At 70.0% G+C, this 19,416-nt stretch carries 17 protein-coding genes; 12 read left to right on the forward strand and 5 right to left on the reverse strand.

Annotated elements, in window-relative coordinates; translation table 11 throughout:
- Positions 1-57: 57 nt before the first annotated feature.
- From BDK63_RS01250 to BDK63_RS01285, 8 genes are all read left to right on the forward strand, one after another.
- Complete coding sequence (locus BDK63_RS01250) at positions 58-2,655, forward strand: TRAP transporter permease (protein ID WP_183329505.1); 2,598 nt, start codon at positions 58-60, stop codon at positions 2,653-2,655.
- A 13-nt stretch (positions 2,656-2,668) separates the two neighbouring features.
- Positions 2,669-3,097, forward strand: coding sequence for a universal stress protein (locus tag BDK63_RS01255; protein WP_183329506.1), 429 nt, complete (start codon positions 2,669-2,671; stop codon positions 3,095-3,097).
- A 275-nt stretch (positions 3,098-3,372) separates the two neighbouring features.
- Entirely contained in the window at positions 3,373-4,200 is an 828-nt protein-coding gene (locus BDK63_RS01260; protein ID WP_183329507.1) for a DUF2189 domain-containing protein, read from the forward strand.
- Positions 4,201-4,344: 144 nt separating this feature from the next.
- On the forward strand, positions 4,345-4,827 hold the full coding sequence (locus BDK63_RS01265; protein WP_183329508.1) for a lysozyme inhibitor LprI family protein: 483 nt from the start codon (positions 4,345-4,347) through the stop codon (positions 4,825-4,827).
- A gap of 90 nt (positions 4,828-4,917) precedes the next feature.
- Entirely contained in the window at positions 4,918-5,427 is a 510-nt protein-coding gene (locus tag BDK63_RS01270) for a putative pterin-binding protein (protein ID WP_183329509.1), read from the forward strand.
- A gap of 25 nt (positions 5,428-5,452) precedes the next feature.
- Complete coding sequence (locus BDK63_RS01275; protein WP_183329510.1) at positions 5,453-7,636, forward strand: ATP-binding protein; 2,184 nt, start codon at positions 5,453-5,455, stop codon at positions 7,634-7,636.
- Between the two features lie 85 nt (positions 7,637-7,721).
- Positions 7,722-8,912 carry a nitric oxide-sensing protein NosP gene (gene nosP / locus BDK63_RS01280; RefSeq protein WP_183329511.1) on the forward strand — a complete coding sequence of 397 codons (1,191 nt, stop codon included), beginning with the start codon at positions 7,722-7,724 and terminating at the stop codon, positions 8,910-8,912.
- Complete coding sequence (locus BDK63_RS01285; RefSeq protein ID WP_425485919.1) at positions 8,884-10,254, forward strand: ATP-binding response regulator; 1,371 nt, start codon at positions 8,884-8,886, stop codon at positions 10,252-10,254. The genes nosP and BDK63_RS01285 overlap by 29 nt, the downstream gene beginning before the upstream one ends.
- Here BDK63_RS01285 and BDK63_RS01290 read toward each other — a convergent pair.
- A complete protein-coding gene (locus BDK63_RS01290; RefSeq protein ID WP_183329513.1) occupies positions 10,245-10,910 on the reverse strand; it encodes a response regulator in 666 nt (221 codons plus the stop codon). The two genes, BDK63_RS01285 and BDK63_RS01290, sit on opposite strands and share 10 nt — an antisense overlap.
- A gap of 138 nt (positions 10,911-11,048) precedes the next feature.
- On the opposite strand from BDK63_RS01290, the gene exaC reads away from it, so the two are divergent.
- A complete protein-coding gene (gene exaC, locus BDK63_RS01295) occupies positions 11,049-12,569 on the forward strand; it encodes an acetaldehyde dehydrogenase ExaC (protein WP_183329514.1) in 1,521 nt (506 codons plus the stop codon).
- 248 nt (positions 12,570-12,817) lie between these two features.
- A complete protein-coding gene (locus BDK63_RS01300; RefSeq protein ID WP_183329515.1) occupies positions 12,818-13,441 on the forward strand; it encodes a class I SAM-dependent methyltransferase in 624 nt (207 codons plus the stop codon).
- Positions 13,442-13,472: 31 nt separating this feature from the next.
- On the opposite strand, the gene BDK63_RS01305 is transcribed toward BDK63_RS01300, so the two are convergent.
- From BDK63_RS01305 to BDK63_RS01315, 3 genes are read right to left on the reverse strand one after another with little or no spacing between them, the layout of a single operon-like run.
- Positions 13,473-14,699, reverse strand: a complete 1,227-nt coding sequence (locus BDK63_RS01305; protein WP_183329516.1) for a MerC family mercury resistance protein — start codon at positions 14,697-14,699, stop codon at positions 13,473-13,475.
- A 19-nt stretch (positions 14,700-14,718) separates the two neighbouring features.
- The gene (locus tag BDK63_RS01310; RefSeq protein WP_183329517.1) at positions 14,719-14,982 is read right to left on the reverse strand and encodes an anti-sigma factor family protein; all 264 of its coding nucleotides are present in this window, start codon (positions 14,980-14,982) and stop codon (positions 14,719-14,721) included.
- Complete coding sequence (locus tag BDK63_RS01315; protein WP_221202456.1) at positions 14,979-15,602, reverse strand: RNA polymerase sigma factor; 624 nt, start codon at positions 15,600-15,602, stop codon at positions 14,979-14,981. Before BDK63_RS01315 ends, BDK63_RS01310 begins: the two co-directional genes overlap by 4 nt.
- A gap of 278 nt (positions 15,603-15,880) precedes the next feature.
- On the opposite strand from BDK63_RS01315, the gene BDK63_RS01320 reads away from it, so the two are divergent.
- Positions 15,881-16,675: a methyltransferase domain-containing protein gene (locus tag BDK63_RS01320; RefSeq protein ID WP_183329518.1), complete on the forward strand. Its 795-nt coding sequence runs from the start codon at positions 15,881-15,883 to the stop codon at positions 16,673-16,675.
- Positions 16,676-16,723: 48 nt separating this feature from the next.
- Positions 16,724-17,203 carry a cupin domain-containing protein gene (locus tag BDK63_RS01325; protein ID WP_183329519.1) on the forward strand — a complete coding sequence of 160 codons (480 nt, stop codon included), beginning with the start codon at positions 16,724-16,726 and terminating at the stop codon, positions 17,201-17,203.
- A gap of 93 nt (positions 17,204-17,296) precedes the next feature.
- On the opposite strand, the gene betT is transcribed toward BDK63_RS01325, so the two are convergent.
- A complete protein-coding gene (betT, locus tag BDK63_RS01330; protein WP_183329520.1) occupies positions 17,297-19,345 on the reverse strand; it encodes a choline BCCT transporter BetT in 2,049 nt (682 codons plus the stop codon).
- Positions 19,346-19,416 lie beyond the last annotated feature (71 nt).

The following is a 19,416-nucleotide window of genomic DNA, read 5'->3' on the forward strand; positions in this document are numbered from 1 at the left end:
CCGTCGCCGCGGGAAGGGAATGAACCATAAGTCAATGACAGTGGGCAGGGCCAGCACATGACTGACGAGAACACTAAACCCCGCGCGTCGGACGTCGACCTGGAGGACATGGTTGCCTCCAGCGACTCCGGGGCGCGCAAGCCGCTGGGAGCGCCCGGCAAGCTGCTGGTAGGGATCGCGGCCACCTGGTCGCTCTTCCAGCTGTGGATCGCTTCGCCGCTCCCCTTCCTGTTCCGCTTCGGGGTCTTCAATGCCACCGAGGCGCGCTCGATCCACCTGGCGTTTGCCCTCTTCCTGGCCTTCATGGCCTATCCGGCGCTCAAGCGCTCGCCCCGCGACCGCATCCCGATCCAGGACTGGGTCTTCGCGGCGGTGGCGGCCTTCTGCGGCGCCTACATGTTCCTCTTCTACGACCAGCTGGCGACCCGCCCGGGGGCGCCGATCACCCAGGACGTGATTGTCGGCATCGTGGGCATCGTGATGCTGCTGGAGGCGACACGGCGGGCCCTGGGGCCGCCGCTGATGATCGTCGCCTCGGTGTTCATCCTCTATTCGCTGTTCGGCCCCCAGATGCCGGGCATCCTGGCCCACCGTGGCGTCAGCTTCAACGGCCTGGTCAACCACCAGTGGCTGACCACCCAGGGGGTGTTCGGCATCGCGCTGGGGGTCTCGACCAGCTTCGTGTTCCTGTTCGTGCTCTTCGGCGCCCTGCTCGACAAGGCCGGGGCCGGCAACTACTTCATCAAGGTGGCCTTCTCGCTGCTGGGCCACTACAAGGGTGGCCCGGCCAAGGCGGCGGTGGTCGCCTCGGGCATGACCGGCCTGATCTCCGGCTCCTCCATCGCCAACACCGTGACCACCGGCACCTTCACCATCCCGATGATGAAGCGAGTCGGCTTCTCGGCGGAGAAGGCCGGTGCCGTGGAGGTCTCCTCCTCGGTCAACGGCCAGATCATGCCGCCGGTGATGGGCGCCGCGGCCTTCCTGATGGTGGAGTACGTCGGCATCCCCTACGTGGAGGTGATCAAGCACGCCTTCCTGCCGGCGCTGATTTCCTATATCGCGCTGATCTACATCGTTCACCTGGAGGCGCTCAAGGCCAACATGCAGGGGCTGCCGTCGAGCAACCCGGCGCGCCCCTTCCTCAACAAGGTGATCGGCTTCCTGACCGGGCTGCTGTTGCTGATGGCGCTCTCCTTCGGGGTCTACTACGGGCTCGGCTGGCTGAAGCCGGTGCTCGGCGATGCCACCCCCTGGGTGGTGGCCGTGGCCCTGGCGGTGATCTACGTCGCCCTGCTCAAGGTAGGGGCCAGGTATCCGGAACTCGAGATGGATGACCCCGCCTCCCAGGTGGTCACGCTGCCCCAGACCCGGCCCACGGTGATGGTGGGCCTGCACTACATCCTGCCGGTGATCGTGCTGGTGTGGTGCCTGATGGTGGAGCGGCTCTCGCCCGGGCTGTCGGCCTTCTGGGCGACGGTGTTCATGATCTTCATCATGGTCACCCAGCGGCCGATCATCGCCCTGTTCCGGGGCCGCAGCCGCATGGCCGCCGACATCAAGGAGGGCTTCAAGGACCTGTGGGACGGCCTGGTGGCCGGTGCCCGCAACATGATCGGCATCGGCATCGCCACTGCGGCGGCGGGCATCATCGTCGGCGCGGTCTCCCAGACCGGCGTGGGCCTGGTGCTGGCCGACGTGGTGGAGATCCTCTCCATGGGCAACCTGATGCTGATCCTGCTGCTCACCGCGGTGCTTAGCCTGATCCTCGGCATGGGCCTGCCCACCACCGCCAACTACATCGTGGTCTCGGCGCTGCTGGCGCCGGTGATCGTGATGCTGGGCCAGCAGAACGGCCTGATCGTGCCGCTGATCGCGGTGCACCTGTTCGTCTTCTACTTCGGCATCATGGCCGACGTGACGCCGCCGGTGGGCCTGGCCTCCTTCGCGGCGGCGGCGGTCTCCGGGGGCGACCCGCTGCGCACCGGTTTCCAGGCCTTCTACTACAGCCTGCGCACCGCGGCGCTGCCGTTCCTGTTCATCTTCAACACCGACCTGCTGCTGATCGACGTGACCTTCCTGCAGGGCATCGTGATCTTCATCATCTCGACCATCGCCATGCTGATCTTCGCGGCGGGCACCCAGGGCTTCATGATCGCCCGCAACCGCTGGTACGAGTCGATCCTGCTGCTGCTGGTGGCCTTCACGCTGTTCCGGCCGGGCTTCTGGATGGACCAGGTCCACGACCCCTACCAGTCGGTGCCGCCCAGCGAGTTCGTGCAGGCGCTGGGGGAGGTCGACGAGGGCAGCAACCTGCGGGTGCAGATCGCCGGCGAGGACGCCTTCGGTGACCCCATGACCACCTACATCCTGGTGCCGGTGCCCCGCGGCGAGGATGGCGAGGAGCGCATGGAGCGCCTCGGCATGGAGCTGTGGGTCGACGGTGACCAGACCCTGGTGGACTTCGTCGAGTTCGGCGGCATGGCCCAGGACCTGGGCTTCGACTTCGACCAGGAGATCGTCGAGGTGATGGCGCCGGTGGATCGCTGGGCCAAGGAGTGGATGTGGATTCCGGGCTTCCTGGTCTTCGGCCTGGTGGTGATGCTGCAGCGTCGCCGTCGTGAACCTGGTGCCGGCCAGGCCGCCACCGCCTGAAGGAGACGATGACATGTACAGCAAGATCATGCTGCCGGTGGACCTCAACGAGGAGAGCTCCTGGAAGAAGGCCCTGCCCACGGCGGTGACCCTGTGCCGGACCTTCGGTGCCTCGCTGCACGTGGTGACGGTACTGCCCGACTACCGCATGCCGCTGGTGGGCTCCTACTTCCCCAAGGACTTCGCCAGGAAGGCCCACGAGGCGATCACCGAGGCCCAGCACACGTTCATCCGCGAGCATGTGCCCGAGGATATCCAGACCCAGACGGTGATCGTCGATGGCTCGCCCTGGGAGGCGATCATCAAGGCGGCCAAGAAGCTCGAGGTCGACCTGATCATCATGGCCTCCCACAACAAGCGCAAGTTCGCCGACTACGTGCTCGGCCCCAACGCCGAGCATGTGGTGCACCACTCCAAGGTGTCGGTGATGATCGTGCGCTGAATCCCTCACTCACCCGCTGCGCGACGCCCGCCCCGGCCCCTGCCGGGGCGGGCGTCCTGCGTTCAGGACGCCGCCACCCGCCGCCATCTCCCGTTGGATCGGCGTGACATCCTTTCGTCTCGGGGGGCCTGCAGGATTGACGCGGGTCAACTACATTAAGGTCGTGTTAAAGGATGACGGCGGCATTAAGGCCCTGCGCCGGTGTCGCCACAGGAAGGCCCGATTCATGCGAATAGCTCGGCTCGGGCCGTTATGGCAGAAACAGGGGTGACACCATGAATGCGGCAACAACAAGAGCGCACAACAAGGCTGCAGCGCCCGGGGTCAAGATCACCATCAACCCGGTGGGCATGGACAGGCCGCGGGCATGGCTGGCAGCGGGCTTCGAGGACTTTCGCCAGGCCACGGCGGTCAGCCTGGCCTACGGGATGTTCTGGGTCGGCCTGAGCCTCGCCATCACGGCAGGGGCGGTGACCCTGGGCCTCTGGCACTGGCTGCTGCCCATGGTGGCGGGCTTCATGTTCATCGGGCCGCTGGTGGCCGTGGGCTCCTACGGCGTCAGCCAGGCCCTCGAGGCCAACCGGGCCCCCCATCTGGGCGACGCCTTCGGCGCCTGGCGGCCCCATGCCGGACAGCTGGCCATGATGGGCGTCATGATGATGATCTTCTTCCTCGCCTGGATCCGGCTGGCGACCCTGCTGTTCGCGCTCTTCTTCGGCTTCGAGGTGCCGAGTCCCGCGACCCTCTACTCGGCACTGCTGACCACCCCGGAAGGACTGGGCATGATCGCCGTGGGCACGGTACTGGGTGGCATCCTGGCCTTCGGCGCCTTCGCCATCAGCGTCGTGGCGATCCCCACCCTGATGGACCAGGACCTCACCTTCATGGAGGGGATCGAGGCCAGCGTGCGTTCCGTGGCCCGCAACTTCCGTCCCATGCTGCTGTGGGCGGCCATCCTCACCGGCTGCGTGCTGGTCGGCGTGATGACCTTCTATATCGGCCTGGCGCTGATCCTGCCGGTGCTGGGGCACGCCAGCTGGCACGCCTACGAGGATCTGGTGCGCATCAAGCCGGTCGAGGAGGGTGAGCAGCTGCCCGGCTGAGACGCCAGGCGCGGGTAGTCGCGCTCGCCTCGATCAACCTCTATGCTGGGGGGGCGTTCATCGTCCCCCTTTCTCGTGGCCGACCGCCGCCTTCGCCGCCACCCTTCGAACCGGCACCCTTAGAACCAACACCGCGGGGCCTCCATGCCAAGTCTGCGACATCTACTCTGGCCGCTGCTCGCCTGCCTTCCCCTGGAGTCGCTGACCGCCCAGCCGCTTCCTTCGCCGGGCGGACACCCCATCGAGTACGCCCTGGATGACTGCATGGAGCAGGGCGAGTGGCAGCCGTCGGTGATGCGGGAGTGTGCGGCCACCGCCGAGTCCCGCTGGCAGGACGAGGTGGCACAGCTCACGGCCAGGCTCGCCCAGGTACTCGGTCGTGAGGCGCGAGAGGCGCTGGAGGCCTCCGATGATGCCTGGCAGCGCGCCCTCGATGCCGACCTGGCACTGATCGATGCCTATCACGCCCAGCTGGTCGAGGCCGAGCTGGGTGACCCGGCACTGCTGCCGCTCGCTCGCCAGCTCCATCGCAATGCCGTGCTGGAGGAGCGCGCGCTTCGCCTGCGGCGCTTCCTGGACGGCCTTGAGGCCCTGGAGATGCCCGCCGAGGCACCGTCGGCGCCCTGACGCCGGGAGCCGTCGCCGCCTTCGTCGAAGTGAACTTGATTCATGAACCCTGTACCCTTGGCGCCAGTGCCCCTTCGACAGGACCGCCCCATGCGCCCACGCGCCTCCTGCCTGCTGCTCGCCCTCGCGCTGCTGACCTGGCTGCCACCTGCGCTGGCGGAGGCCCTGCCGCCGCCGTCGGGGGAGGTGCTGCTGACCATCAGCGGGGATATCGCCCATCCCAACGTCGGCGAGCGCGCGCTGCTCGACCGCGAGATGCTGATGGACATCGCGCCCACGGTGATCGAGACCCGCACCCCCTGGCACGCCGACCGGGGCCGCTACCGGGGGCCGCTGCTCCGCGAGGTGCTGGCGGTGGTCGGTGCCGGCAGCGACCGGGTCCGCGTGCGGGCGCTCAACGACTACGAGGCCGAGATCCCCGTGGCCGACCTGCACGACTACGATGTCATCCTGGCGATGACCCGCAACGGCTCGCCGATGCAGATCCGTGAGTTCGGCCCGCTGTTCGTCCTCTATCCCTTCGACGACCACCCGGAACTGCACACCGAGGCGGTGCGCTTCCGTTCGGTGTGGCAGGTCGTCCAGATCCACGTCCCCTGACGCCCCCGGGCCACGGAGGCTCTCCATGCTGCGCCTTCCCCTGCGTCTCAAGCTCGGTGCGGTCAGTGCCCTGCTGCTGCTGGCCGCGGCCCTGGTGGTGGTGGGGCTGGTCTCCTGGCGGCAGGACAGCCTGGCCCAGAGCGTCGGCGGGGATGCCACCTGGCACGCCTACAAGCTCGACCGCGACAACGTGCAGATGCGCAACTACCTGGCGCAGCCGGACGCCGACCTGGCCGGCCTGTCGCTGCGCTTCGAGCTCTTCTACAGCCGCCTCAACCTGCTGAGGGACGGGGACATCAACGAGCTGATCGCCTCCATCCCCGCCGCACGGGCGCTGATGGACGAGATCGAGCGGCGCATCGAGGCCCTGGATCGCGAGATCGACGGCCTCGACGGCCTCGAGGCCACGAGTCGCCAGGCCCTGGACCGCCAGCTCGAGACCCTGGGCAACCGCACCGAGCGGCTGATCATCGCCATCAACGGCCACCTGGCAGAAAGCGCCACCCGGGAGCGTGAGCGCCTGCAGCGGCTCTATGCCCTGCTGCTGGTGCTGATCCTGGCGATGAGCTTCGCGGCCATGCTGGTGGCCATCATGCTGTTCCGGGAGGCGCGGGACAACGCGGCGGCCCGGCGCAATCTGGAGACGCTCAGTCGCGAGCTGGAGGTCACCGCCAGGCAGGCCGAGTCGGCCAGCCAGGCGAAGTCGGAGTTCCTGGCCACGGTCAGCCACGAGATCCGCACGCCCCTCAATGGCGTGATCGGCATGAGCGACCTGCTGCTCGCCCACCGCCTGGAAGCACAGGCGCGTCAGTATGCCGTCACCATCCATGACAGCGCGGGCCTGCTGCTCGAGCTGATCAACGACCTGCTGGACTTCTCCAAGATCGAGGCCGGGCGGCTGGAGCTCGAGAGCCGCCCGGTCGCCCTGGCCGAGGTGGTCGAGGGCACGGTGGCGATGGTCGCTCCACGCGCCGACGCCCGCGGCTTGCGCCTGATCACCCGGGTGGACCCGGCGCTGCCCGCCCGGGTGGTGGGCGACCCCGGGCGGCTGCGCCAGGTGCTGCTCAACCTGGTCTCCAACGCCATCAAGTTCACCGAGCGTGGCGAGGTGCGCATCGAGGTGGTGCCCCAGGGGCGCGACACCCTGCGCATCGAGGTGATCGACACCGGCTGCGGCATCGAGCCGGAACAGCAGGCCCGCGTCTTCGAGCCGTTCCGCCAGGGGGACGCCTCCATCGCGCGACGCTATGGCGGCACCGGCCTGGGCCTGGCGATCTGCCGACGCCTGGTGGAGGCCATGGGCGGCCGCATCGACGTGGCCAGCGAGCCGGGGGTCGGCAGCCGGTTCTGGTTCACCCTGCCGCTGCTGCCGGCGCCTGGACAGGACCTGCCGAGTGCCGCGGGAGGGGCTCCGGCGCGGCAGGTACGTCTCGACCAGGCGCGGCTGCTGGTGGTGGAGGACAACCGGGTCAACCAGCAGGTGGCCCGGGCCATGCTGGAGCGGCTCGGCTGCCGGGTGACCATCGCCGGGTCGGGAGGCGAGGGGCTGCGCCTGGCCGCCGCCGAGCGTTTCGACCTGATCTTCATGGATGTCCAGATGCCCGACATGGATGGCCTGGAGGTGACGCGTCGGTTGCGCGCCCGGGGCGGCTGGCTGGCCGAGGTGCCGATCGTGGCGATGACGGCCGGGGGGCCCGGCGGGGAGCAGGCGCGCTGCTTGGCCGCGGGGATGAACGGCTACCAGACCAAGCCGCTGCGCCAGGAGGCCCTGCTCGAGGTGTTGCGCCGCCACCTGCCCGACGGCGCGCCGGGCGCCGGGTCGGCCGCCGGGGCGCCGCCCCGGGTGGAGGCCGGGGCCCTGCTCGACACCGCTGCCCTGGCCGCGCTGCGGGAGAGCCTGGGCGACGCGGGGCTGACGGCACTGGTGGCGCTCTACCGCCGCCAGGTCGACGAGCGCCTCGACCAGCTCGAGCAGGCCGCCGCGGGCGCGGCCTCGGCCGAGCGAGTCGGCCACCTGGCCCACCAGTTGAAGGGGGAGTCCTCCAGCCTGGGGGCGGTGAAGGCGGCCGGGCTGGCCTCGCGGCTGGAGCACCTGGCCGCGGAGGGCCGCCTGGCCGAGGTGCCGGCGGTGCTGGGAGAGCTGCGAGGCTGCCTGGCGGCCACCCTGCCGGCCCTCGAGGCGTGGCGGATGGCGCCGACCTCGGGATGAGGTGTCGGGCGGGCCGGCGTTGTGACGCCCCGGCAGGCTGCTAGACTGCCTGGAGCCTCCCTGCCTTTCCCCGTCGGAGTCCACCATGCTCGATGCTCCTCTCCCCAGGGTCCCGGTGGAGACCCCTTCCGGGTCGGCCCCGCCCCTGCTCACGGCGGTGAGCCGGCAGGGGGATCCCCGCCTGGCGGCCGCCGAGCTGGCCGATGCGTTGCGCCACGAGTCCCTCGGCTTCGTGCTGTTCTTCTGCAGCGCCGAGTACCCCCTGGCGGCGCTCTCGGCGGCTCTTGACGAGGCCTTCGACGGCGTGCCGGTGGCCGGCTGTACCACCGCGGGCGAGATCTCCCCGCAAGGCTACGAGCGCGGCTGCATCGTGGCCATCGGCCTCGATCGCCGCGACTTTGCGGTCTCCTGCGCCCTGGTGGAGGACCTGGAGGGGTTCGACCTGCTGCGCGCCCAGGGGCTGGTCGAGGGGCTGCTCGAGGAGTGCCGCCGTCGCGCGGTGGCCCCGCTGGGGGAGCACAGCTTCGCCCTGACCCTGCTCGACGGCCTCTCCAGCTGCGAGGAGCAGGTCCTGGCCACCCTGGATGCGGCCCTGGGGCGGATACCCAGCTTCGGCGGCTCCGCCGGTGACGACAACCGCCTGGCCCATACCCACGTGCATGCCGGCCGCCGGTTCCACGACCAGGCCGCCGTGGTGGTGATGATCAACACCCGCCTGCCCTTCGAGGTCTTCACCACCCACCACCTGCGCCCGCGGACCGAGAAGCTGGTGGTCACCCGCGCCGACCGCGAGCGGCGCCGGGTACTGGAGCTCAATGCCGTGCCCGCCGCGGAGGAGTACGCCCGCCTGGTGGGGCTGCCGGTGGCGGCCCTGGAGGCCGCCGTCTTCGCCCGCCACCCCCTGGCCGTGCGTATCGGCGAGCAGCACTTCGTGCGTTCCATCCAGCGGGTCAACGACGACGGCAGCCTCGACTTCTACTGTGCGGTGGAGAACGGCATCGTGCTGACCGCCATGGAGCCGGCGCCGCTGCTCGACGACCTGGCGGGGGTGCTCGGCGGGCTGACGCAGCGCCTCGGCGAGCCGTCGCTGGTCATCGGCTGCGACTGCTTCCTGCGCCGCCTCGAGCTGGAGAGCCTGGCGCGGGTCGAGGAGGCCTCGCGGCTGCTCTCCCGCGCCAGGGTCGTCGGCTTCAACACCTACGGGGAACAGCACCATGGCATGCACATCAACCAGACCTTCACCGGCGTTGCCATTGGACCTCGCCCGACCCCCTGAGCTTCCCGCCGACGCCAGCGAGCAGGAGCGTGCCCTGGCCGAGGAGAACGCCAGGCTGAGGCGAATCTGCGCGGCGCTCATGGAGCGTGTCGAGTCGGGAGGCATGGCCGGGGGGGCACCGTACGGGGCCTTCGAGCACTCGGTGCTGCTCGCCGAACAGGTGCGCGAGCGCACCGAGACCCTGCAGCGCACCCTCGAGGCGCTGCGCCGGGCCAAGGCCGAGGCGGAGGCCGCCAACCACTCCAAGACCCGCTTCCTGGCGGCGGTGAGCCACGACCTGCTGCAGCCACTGAACGCCGCCCGACTCTTCACCAGCGCCCTGGACACGCATCCCCTGCCCGAGGCCTCGCAGCGGCTGGTGGGCAACATCGGCCGCTCGCTCAAGGACGTGGAGAGTCTGCTGGGCACCCTGGTGGACATCTCGCGCCTGGATGCCGGGGTGCTCGAACCGGATATCGCGCCCTTCCCGGTGGCGACCCTGCTCGATACCCTGGCGGAGGAGTACCGCCAGATGGCCGCCGCCCGGGGGCTCGAGCTGCGCTACGTGCCCAGCGGAGCGGTGGTCGAGTCGGACCTGGCGCTGCTCGCCCGGGTGGTGCGCAACTTCCTCACCAATGCCATCCGCTATACCGAGTCGGGGCGGGTGCTGCTGGGCTGCCGGCGTCGCCCCGAGGGACTGGAGATCCTGGTGGGGGATACCGGGCCGGGGATTCCCGAGGCGCAGCGCGAGGAGATCTTCCTCGAGTTCCGCCGCGCCGGCGCGAGGCGTGACTCGCCGGACCGCGGCCTGGGGCTGGGGCTCGCCATCGTCGATCGCATCGCCGGCATGCTGGGCCACCCGGTTCGCCTGGCCTCGCGGCCGGGACACGGCTCGCTGTTCTCCCTGCGGGTGCCCTACGGTCGGCTGGCCACCTCCCGGCCGGCCGCTACGGTGAACCGGTCCGGGGAGGATCGCGTGCTGGCGGGGCGGCGGGTCTGGGTGATCGACGACGACCCGGGGATCTGCGAGGGGATGGTGGCGCTGCTGGAGGGGTGGGGCTGCCGGGCCCATGCCGCCGCCACGCCGGCACGCCTGGCGGGGGAGGGGCCTCCCGATGTCCTGCTGGTGGACTACCATCTCGAGGCCGGCCTCGATGGCCTGGAGGTGGCGGCAGGCCTGCGCGAGGCGTGGCCGGACCTGCCGGTGGTGGTGATCACCGCCAACCATGATGCCGTGCTGACCAGCCGCGCCCGCGCGCTGGGCTATGGCTGCCTGCTCAAGCCGCTCAAGCCGCTGAGGCTGCGCATGATGCTCACCACCCTGCTGGGGCCGGCATTGGCCCCGCCCGGGGGTCAGCGCTGACGGCGGACGACGTCCCGCTCGCCCGGTTCCACCTCGCCGGCGACGAGGATCGCCTGGACCCGGCTGCCGACGCCCAGCCGTCGCAGGATCGCCGAGACATGGGTCTTCACCGTGGTCTCGGCGATGCCCAGCTCCCGGGCGATGGCCTTGTTGGAGTCGCCGCGGGCCAGGCGGGCGAGCACCTCGAGCTGCTTGTCGGTGAGGCGGGAGAGCCCGGGCGGCGGTGGCGGGGGCGCCGCCGGAGGCTCGGCGGGCGGCCGGCGCATGATGTCCGGCGGCAGGTAGACCTGACCCGACAGGATGTGCCGGAGGGCCGAGATCAGCGCCTGGCGCGGCGTCGACTTGGGAATGTAGCCCACGGCACCGAGGTCGAGGGCATCGAGCACCGTGCGCCGCTCCTGGTCGGCGGAGATGACGGCCACCGGCAGCTCGGGAAGCGCCTGGCGCAGGGCCCGCAGGCCCGAGAGCCCCTCGGCATCGGGGAGGTTGAGGTCCAGCAGCAGCAGGTCGAGCTCAGCGCATGCCCGGGCCTGGCCCAGGGCCCCGGCGAGGCTCTCCGCCTCCAGCAGCCGGCTGCCGGGCAGGCCGGCCTCGATGACCGACGCGATGGCGTCGCGAAACAGCGGATGGTCGTCGGCGACCATCAGGGTATGCATGGGCGTGTCCTCGGTGTCGTCGACCGCCTCCTACCGATGGAGGAGGCGATCTCATGCCTCCGGAGTATGTCGCAGAAGCGCGGAGTGACCAAGACTGTGGAGTGACCCGACATAACCACAACACCCTGGAGTCACGCCATGATCTATGCCAACCCCGGCCAGTCCGGTTCCGTCATCACCTTCGACCAGCGCTACGGCAACTACATCGGCGGCGAGTTCGTCCCGCCGGTGAAGGGCCAGTACTTCGACAACGTCAGCCCGGTCAATGGCGAGGTGTTCTGCCAGATCCCGCGCTCCACCGCCGAGGACATCGACAAGGCGCTGGATGCCGCCCACGCCGCCGCGCCGGCCTGGGGCAAGACCTCCGCCGCCGAGCGCAGCAACCTCCTGCTCAAGATCGCCGACCGCATGGAGCAGAACCTCGAGATGCTGGCCGTGGCCGAGACCTGGGACAACGGCAAGGCGGTGCGCGAGACCCTCAACGCCGACCTGCCGCTGGCCGTCGACCACTTCCGGTACTTCGCCGGCTGCATCCGCGCCCAGGAGGGCACCGCCGCCGATATCGACGCCAACACCGTGGCCTACCACTTCCATGAGCCGCTGGGCGTGGTGGGGCAGATCATCCCCTGGAACTTCCCGCTGCTGATGGCCGTGTGGAAGCTGGCCCCGGCGCTGGCCGCCGGCAACTGCGTGGTGCTCAAGCCCGCCGAGCAGACTCCCGCCTCGATCCTCGAACTGATGAAGCTGGTCGGTGACCTGCTGCCGCCGGGCGTGATCAACATCGTCAACGGCTACGGCGCCGAGGCGGGCCAGGCGCTGGCCACCAGCAAGCGCATCGCCAAGATCGCCTTCACCGGCTCCACCCCGGTGGGCGCCCACATCCTCAAGTGCGCCGCCGACAATATCATCCCCTCCACGGTGGAGCTGGGCGGCAAGTCCCCCAACATCTACTTCGCTGACATCATGAACGCCGAGCCCGAGTTCATCGACAAGGCGGCCGAGGGCCTGGTGCTGGCCTTCTTCAACCAGGGCGAGGTGTGCACCTGCCCGTCCCGGGCGCTGATCCAGGAGTCCATGTACGACGCCTTCATGGCCAAGGTCATGGAGAAGGTGGGCAAGATCACCCGCGGCAACCCCCTGGACACCGATGTCCAGGTCGGCGCCCAGGCCTCCCAGGAGCAGTTCGACAAGATCATGTCCTACATGGAGATCGCCCGCGAGGAGGGCGCCGAGTTCCTCACCGGCGGCGAGAAGGAGAGTCTGGACCCGAGCATCGACAAGGGCTTCTACATCCAGCCGACCCTGCTCAAGGGCAACAACAAGATGCGGGTCTTCCAGGAGGAGATCTTCGGCCCGGTGGTGGCGGTGACCACCTTCAAGGACGAGGCCGAGGCGCTGGCCATCGCCAACGACACCGAGTTCGGCCTGGGCGCGGGCGTCTGGAGCCGCGACATGAACGTCGCCTTCCGCATGGGCCGCGGCATCCAGGCCGGCCGGGTGTGGACCAACTGCTACCACCAGTACCCGGCCCATGCCGCCTTCGGCGGCTACAAGAAGTCCGGCGTCGGTCGCGAGACCCACAAGGTGGCTCTGGAGCACTACCAGCAGACCAAGAACCTGCTGGTGAGCTACGACATCAACCCGCTGGGCTTCTTCTGAGGAAACGCTGCTTTATTGCTGCGCTCGATATCTTGGCCGCCGGCGGTGCTCACAATCCTCATTGAGCACTCAGTCAACTCCGGTTGTTGCGCTCCGGCGGCGGTCAACCTGTCTTCGCTCGCGACATAAATCAGCAGTTTCCTCTGGTGCTGACCGACGGGGGCGCGACGCGAGTCGCGCCCCCGTCGCATTGCACACCCGGCATGCACTTGCGGCATCATGGAGGTTCGGCCACCCGAGGAGCCCCCATGACCGACGGCGACCCCTTCGACCTCCACCAGCAGCGCCTGCAGCACGTGGCCGAGCAGCTGCGCGCCAGCGGGGCACGGCGCGTGCTCGACCTGGGCTGTGGCACCGGCACCCTGCTGCAGTACCTGCTGCAGGCGCCGCAGTTCGAGACGCTGGTGGGGCTCGAGCAGTCCGGCGAGCTGCTGGCCCAGGCCCAGCTGCGACTGGGCGACCGGCCCGAGGCCGAGCCCGGGCGGCTGACGCTGGTGTGCGGCTCCTACGCCGACCCCCAGCCACACCTTTCGGGATTCGATGCCGCCGCCATGGTGGAGACCCTCGAGCATGTGCCGCCGGCCAGCCTCTCCCGGGTCGAGCGGGCCGTGTTCGGCCAGCTGCGCCCGGCCCTGCTGCTGCTGACCACGCCCAACCACGACTACAACCCGCTCTACGGTCTGGCGCCGGGCGAGTACCGCGACCCCGATCACAAGTTCGAGTGGACCCGCGCCCGCTTCCGCGACTGGGCCCAGGGGGTGGCGCGGCGCAACGGTTATCGGGTGCGGCTCTCCGGCATCGGCGAATGGCATCCCGAGCTCGGCCAGCCGACCCAGCAGGCCCGCTTCACCCTGCCCCGGGGCGAGGCCTGAGCGTTCCGGCCTCCTCCTGCCCGCCGACGCGCTACGGCGCTTCCTCGAGCCCCAGCACCTGCGCCTCGCGCCGCCGTCGTCGGCGCAGGTCCCAGGTCACGGCGCTCGCCAGCAGCACGAAGCCGGCCAGCTCCACCAGGGCGCGATAGTCGACGAAGAGGGCATGGAGCACCAGGCTGCCGCCCGCCGCACCGAGCAGCATCGGGACCGGTGACCGGTGGCGGCGGATGCCCGCGGCCAGCGCTGCCAGGGTGAGCAGCACGAACAGGGCGATGGTGCCGGCCCAGAGCCCCTCGTCCAGGGCGAGGCCCAGGCCCAGTAGCGGCAGCAGGGCGACCAGCGCCAGGGTGCCGTAGCAGCTCAGCAGCGCCAGGCCGAGGGCGGTCAGGCCCGCGAGCCCACGGCGCTGGACTCGCCGCCAGGCACGGCGGGGGTCGAGCCGGTGTCGCCAGCGCCGGGCCCGGGAGGGCGCCGTCTCGCCGCGGCGCATGCCCACCTCGATGGCGTGGGCGCCGAAGCTGGCCGCCACCTCGCGGGTCTGGGCGCTGGGACTCAGGGCGAAGTAGTCGTGCTCGCCCACCACCCGGATCTCCTCGAAGCCCGCCTCCGCGAAGAGGGTCAGCAGCTCCTCCTTGACCGTGGCGCCCACCACGCACTCCACCCACAGCCGCGGGTCCTCGTGGCAGTCCACCGACACCGGCCGATGGATCACCACGTCGGCGAGCTGCAGGCGCCCGCCCGGCCTGAGTACCCGGAACATCTCCGCCACGGCGCGACGCTTGTCCGGCACCAGGTTGAGGGCGCCATTGCTGGTGATGCTGTCGACGCTGGCCTCGGGCAGCGGCAGCTGTTCGGCGGAGCCCTGCACGACGTCGAGGGCGTCGATACCGGCCCGGCGTGCCGCCCCGGCCAGCCGGCGGGTCATGGCGGCGGTGAGGTCCAGGGCGAGCACCCGGCCCTCGGGGCCGACCCGCCGGCGGGCGATCAGGGCGTCGTTGCCGGCGCCGGCGCCGATGTCGAGCACCCGGTCACCGGGCCGGACGGCGTCGGCGCGAAACGGGTAGCCGACGCCGGCGAAGCGGGCCAGTGTCTCCGCGGGCAGGCCGTCGGTCTGTTCCGGCGGGTAGCCCAGGCGTCGGCAGGCCTCGGCGCCGACCGGGAAGTGGTAGGGGGCGTCGGGGGTCGCGGCCACGGCGCCGTACATCTGCTGGACCGCGGCAAGGATCTGGGGTCGCGAGTAGCCGAGAATTGCCACCATGAGGGTCTCTCCTCACGGGTCAGGGCAGGGCATCCGTCTCGTCGCTGTCGAACTGGTCGAGCAGGTGGCGGATACGTCGGTGCAGCCGTGGCGGTGCCTTCACCGTGCCGGATGCTTCCACCATGGCCCGCAGTCGTCGTTCGAATTCGGTACGTGAGAAGCAATCGCGGCACCTGGCCAGGTGTCGCTCGATATCCTCGGCCTGCTGCGCGTCGAGTTCCCGGTCGAGATAGTCGAAGAGCCGCTCGATAACCTCCTCGCAGCCCAGTTCCCTGGTGCTCATGGTGAATGACCTCCCTCTCCCTGGTGGCCGGAGCCGACGCCGGCGTCTCTGGCCTGCCGCCACAGCGACTTCTGCAGCAGGCCCCGGGCACGGCTGAGGCGTGACCTCACGGTGCCCAGCGGAATCCCCAGCAGGCGGGATACCTCCTCATACGTATAGCCCTGCACCTCCACCAGCACAATCACCAGGCGGAAGGGGTCGGGCAGCGCATCCAGCGCCGCCTGCAGCTCCTCCTGCAGGACGCTGTTGAAGAACTGCTCCTCCAGGCTGCCCCACCACAGCAGGAAGGGCTGGTGCAGCTGCTGGAAGAGGGTGAACTGCTCCGCGGCCAGCGCCTCGGTGTCCGGCCCCTCGGCACCCTCCTGGGGGTGGCTGCGACGCCGCCGCCACTCGCTGATGAAGGCGTTGGTGAGGATCTGGAACAGCCAGGCCTCGAAGCGCTGCGGGTCGCGCAGGGTGTCGAGGCGCCGCCACGCCTGGCCCACCGCCTCGGCGACGATGTCCTCGGCGTCATCGGGGTGGCGGGTCAGTCGCAGGGCCGTGCCGTAGAGCCGATCCATCAGCGGCTCCAGGCGCGCCCCGAACCACTGCCGCCGATGGACGCTGCCTCGCTCTTGCATGGCGGCCCCCGAATCGCCCCGGCGTGGCGGGCAGGGCTGCCGTGCCGGGGCTGTGGTGGGCGAGCTGGCCAGGATCATGGGCCACTACCTCGAGGATGGCGGGTGGAGCGGCGACCGGCAAGTCGCCTCGAGTGCAGGGACGCGGCGGTGGCCGGAAGGGTTCCCGCCGCCGGTCATGATCGGGTCGGGAACAAAAGTCCACGGCGCTGCGTCCTCGCGGACACGACACACCGGCCTTCGCCGGTGTCGTCGCCGCACAGCCACTGAGGAGAACCACCATGACCAGCACGGCAACCGCTTCCACCCTCTCCGAGGTGGATCGCCAGGAACTGGAGGCACGGGTCAAGTCGATGTACCGGGAGGTCGCCGAGACCCCGGAGGCCGACTTCCACTTCGAGATGGGGCGCGCCCTGGCCGAGCGCCTGGGCTACGACCCCGAGGCCCTCGACCGGATTCCCGCCGCGGCCATCGACTCCTTCGCCGGGGTTGGCCACTTCCTGGACCTGGCGGCCATCCGGCCCGGCGAGACGGTCCTCGACCTGGGCAGCGGCTCCGGCATGGACAGCCTGCTGGCCGCCCTGGCGACGGGGCCCGCCGGCAGGGTGCTGGGGGTCGACATGACCGAGGCCCAGCGCGAGAAGGCCAGCCGCCTGGCCCGCGAGGCGGGCATCGAGCACGTCGAGTTCCACCCCGGCTACATCGAGGCACCGCCCTTCCCGGACGAGAGCGTGGACGTGGTGATCAGCAACGGGGTGATCAATCTCTCCGCGGACAAGCCGCGGGTCTTCGCCGAGGCGGCCCGGCTGCTGAAGCCCGGCGGGCGCCTGGCGCTGGCGGATATCGTCACCGAGTCGCCGCTGCCGGAGAGCGTGAGCTGCAATGCCACCCTGTGGGCCGCCTGCATCGGCGGCGCCAGCCAGCAGGACGATTACCGCTCGGCCATCGAGGCCGCCGGCCTCGCCATCCATACCTTCCGCGAGCACCCCGAGTACCGATTCCTGACCGAATCGGCGCGGGGCGCCTGCGAGAAGTGGGGCGTCAAGAGCATCTCGCTGCTGGCCATCAAGGCCTGAGCGGGGGGGCAAGGCCCCGCCGGAACACCACAACGAGAGGACACGACCATGAACCTGAACGCCACCCTGACCACCGCCTCGCTGCTGCTGGCCCTGACCCTGCCGGCGGGCGCCCTCCAGGCCTCCCCGTACCAGGGCGACGGCCACCTGCTCGGCACGCCGGATGAACTCTCCTGGGGGCCGGTGGGCTCCATGGGGGAGGGGGCCGAGATCGCCATCATCGAGGGCAACCTCGGCGAGGAGGCCCCCTTCACCTTCCGCCTGCGGCTGGCGGACGGCTACGAGATCAAGCCCCATGTGCACCCGGCCTACGAGCGCGTCACCGTGCTCTCCGGCACCCTGCATTTCGCCCACGGGGAGACCTTCGACCCCGGGGCGACCACGCGGCTGCCGGTGGGCGGCTATGCGATCATGTCGCCGGGCGACGCCATGTTCGGCTATGCCGAGGGCGAGACCGTGATCCAGCTCCACGGTACCGGCCCCTGGGGGATCGAGTACCTCGATTCCGCCGACGACCCCCGTCAGTGAGCCGCCGTTGCCCGGCCGGCCCCATGACAGGGCCCCGCCTCCATGAGGCGGGGCCCTGTCATGGGGCCGGCCGTGCCCCGCGGGGACGGCGCCTCAGCCCTGGGTGGCCCCCTCGGGCGGCTCGCCCACGGCGCCCGGCATCGCCTGGACGCTGCCGTCCTCGCCGGCCAGCGCCAGGAAGTGCAGGTGGCGCTCGTACTCGGAGAGCACGTCGCCGATCACCTGCCCGCGGGTGTAGCCGTTGAGGTCCTGGCCGGTGCCGCCCTCGGCGAGGAAGACGTCGAGGCGCACGTAGTAGTCGTCATCCACCGGCAGGAAGCTCGGGGTGCGCATGCGATGGGGGCAGACCTGGTAGACGAAGCTCGCCGCGTCCTCCAGCACGACCTGGAGGGTCAGGCGCGGCAGCGGCTCTCCCTCGAGCAGCTCCTCGGTCACCGTGGCGTCCTGCCCGCGGCTCTCCAGTTCCTGGGCGAACTGGGACAGCGCCGGCCGGATGGCGTGCTCGATGGTGGCCGCGGCCCCGGCGCGGTTGGAGGTGTCCAGCGCACGGTCGAGGCGTTCCCGCCAGTCGCCGCCCGGCGCGGTGCCGGAGACCTGGCGGCGCGCGTCGGCCTTGCTGCCCTCGAGCTTCAGCGCCTTGAACATTCCCCACATGATGGCAAAGATCACCAGCGAGAAGGGCAGGGCGGTGATCACCACCGCGCTCTGCAGGGCGGCCAGGCCCCCGGCCATCAGCAGGGCCACCGTGACCAGCCCGATCACCACCGACCAGAAGATGCGCAGGGCCACCGGGGCGTCGTGGTTCACGTCGCTGAGGATCGAGGTGAAGTTGGCCAGCACCAGGGCGCCGGAGTCCGCCGAGGTGATGAAGAAGACGATGCCCAGCACGGTGACCACCGCGGCAGTCACGCCGATCCAGGGGTAGTGCTCGAGCAGGGTGTAGAGGGTGGTCTGGGGCGTGCTCAGGGCCTGCTCGCCCAGTTCGGCCACCCCCTGGTTGGCCACCAGCTCGATGCCGCTGTTACCCATCACCGACATCCACACCATCATGAAGGCCAGGGGAATGAACAGCGCACCGGCGACGAACTCGCGGATGGTGCGCCCGCGGGAGATGCGCGCCAGGAACAGCCCCACGAAGGGCGTCCAGGCGATCCACCAGCCCCAGAAGAAGATGGTCCACCACATCTTCCACTCGTTGGCCTCGTCGCCGGCGAAGGCGTAGGTATCGAAGCTCTTGGCGACGAAGCCGGAGAGGTAGTCGCCGGCGTTGTTCACCATCATGTCGAGCAGCTTGAGAGTATGGCCCTGGAAGAGCACGAACAGCAGCAGGGCCAGCGCCAGCAGCATGTTGAACTCCGACAGCCGGCGGATGCCCTTCTCCACGCCACTGACCACCGAGATGGTGGCCAGCACCACCACCAGGCCGATCAGGATCACCTGCACCGAGAGGCTCTCGGGCACGTCGAACATGTAGGCCAGCCCGTAGTTGAGCTGCATCACGCCGATGCCCAGGCTGGTGGCAATGCCGAATACCGTGGAGACCACCGCGGTGATGTCCACGGCGCTGCCGATGGGGCCGTGGATGCGCTTGCCCAGCAGCGGGTAGAGGGCGCTGCGGATCGCCAGCGGCAGACGGTGCCGGTAGCTGAAGTAGGCCAGCGCCATGCCCATCAGCACGTAGAGGCCCCAGCCGGAGAGGCCCCAGTGCAGGTAGGTCTGCACCACGGCGTTGCGCATGGCCTCCTGGCTCTCGGGCGCCAGGTCGGGCGGTGCCAGGTAGTGGGCCACCGGCTCGGCGACGCTGAAGTACAGCAGGTCGATGCCGATGCCGGCGGCGAACAGCATCGCCGACCAGGAGAGCAGCGAGAACTCTGGGCGGGAGTGGTCGGGGCCGAGGCGGATGCTGCCGAAGCGCGAGCAGCCGATCAGCACCACGAACACCAGGTAGGCCACCACGGCCAGCATGTAATACCAGCCGAAGGTCTCGCTGACCCAGGCCAGGCCGGCATCGAAGAAGGCGCCGGCCTGCTCGGTGAAGGTCATGGTGAGGACCAGGAAGACGAGGATCCCGGCCACGCTGCCGTGGAAGACCACGGGATTGAGCCGGTCTCGCCGCTCGGGAGGTGAGGTGTCATGCGCCATGGGGGCAACTCCTGTCGGGTGAACCTGGCCTGCCGCCCTCGCGGGACGCACTGTGGCTCGCGGGACGCGCT

It is taken from the genome of Halomonas campaniensis, from assembly GCF_014193375.1.
Taxonomy (GTDB): Bacteria; Pseudomonadota; Gammaproteobacteria; order Pseudomonadales; family Halomonadaceae; genus Halomonas; species Halomonas campaniensis.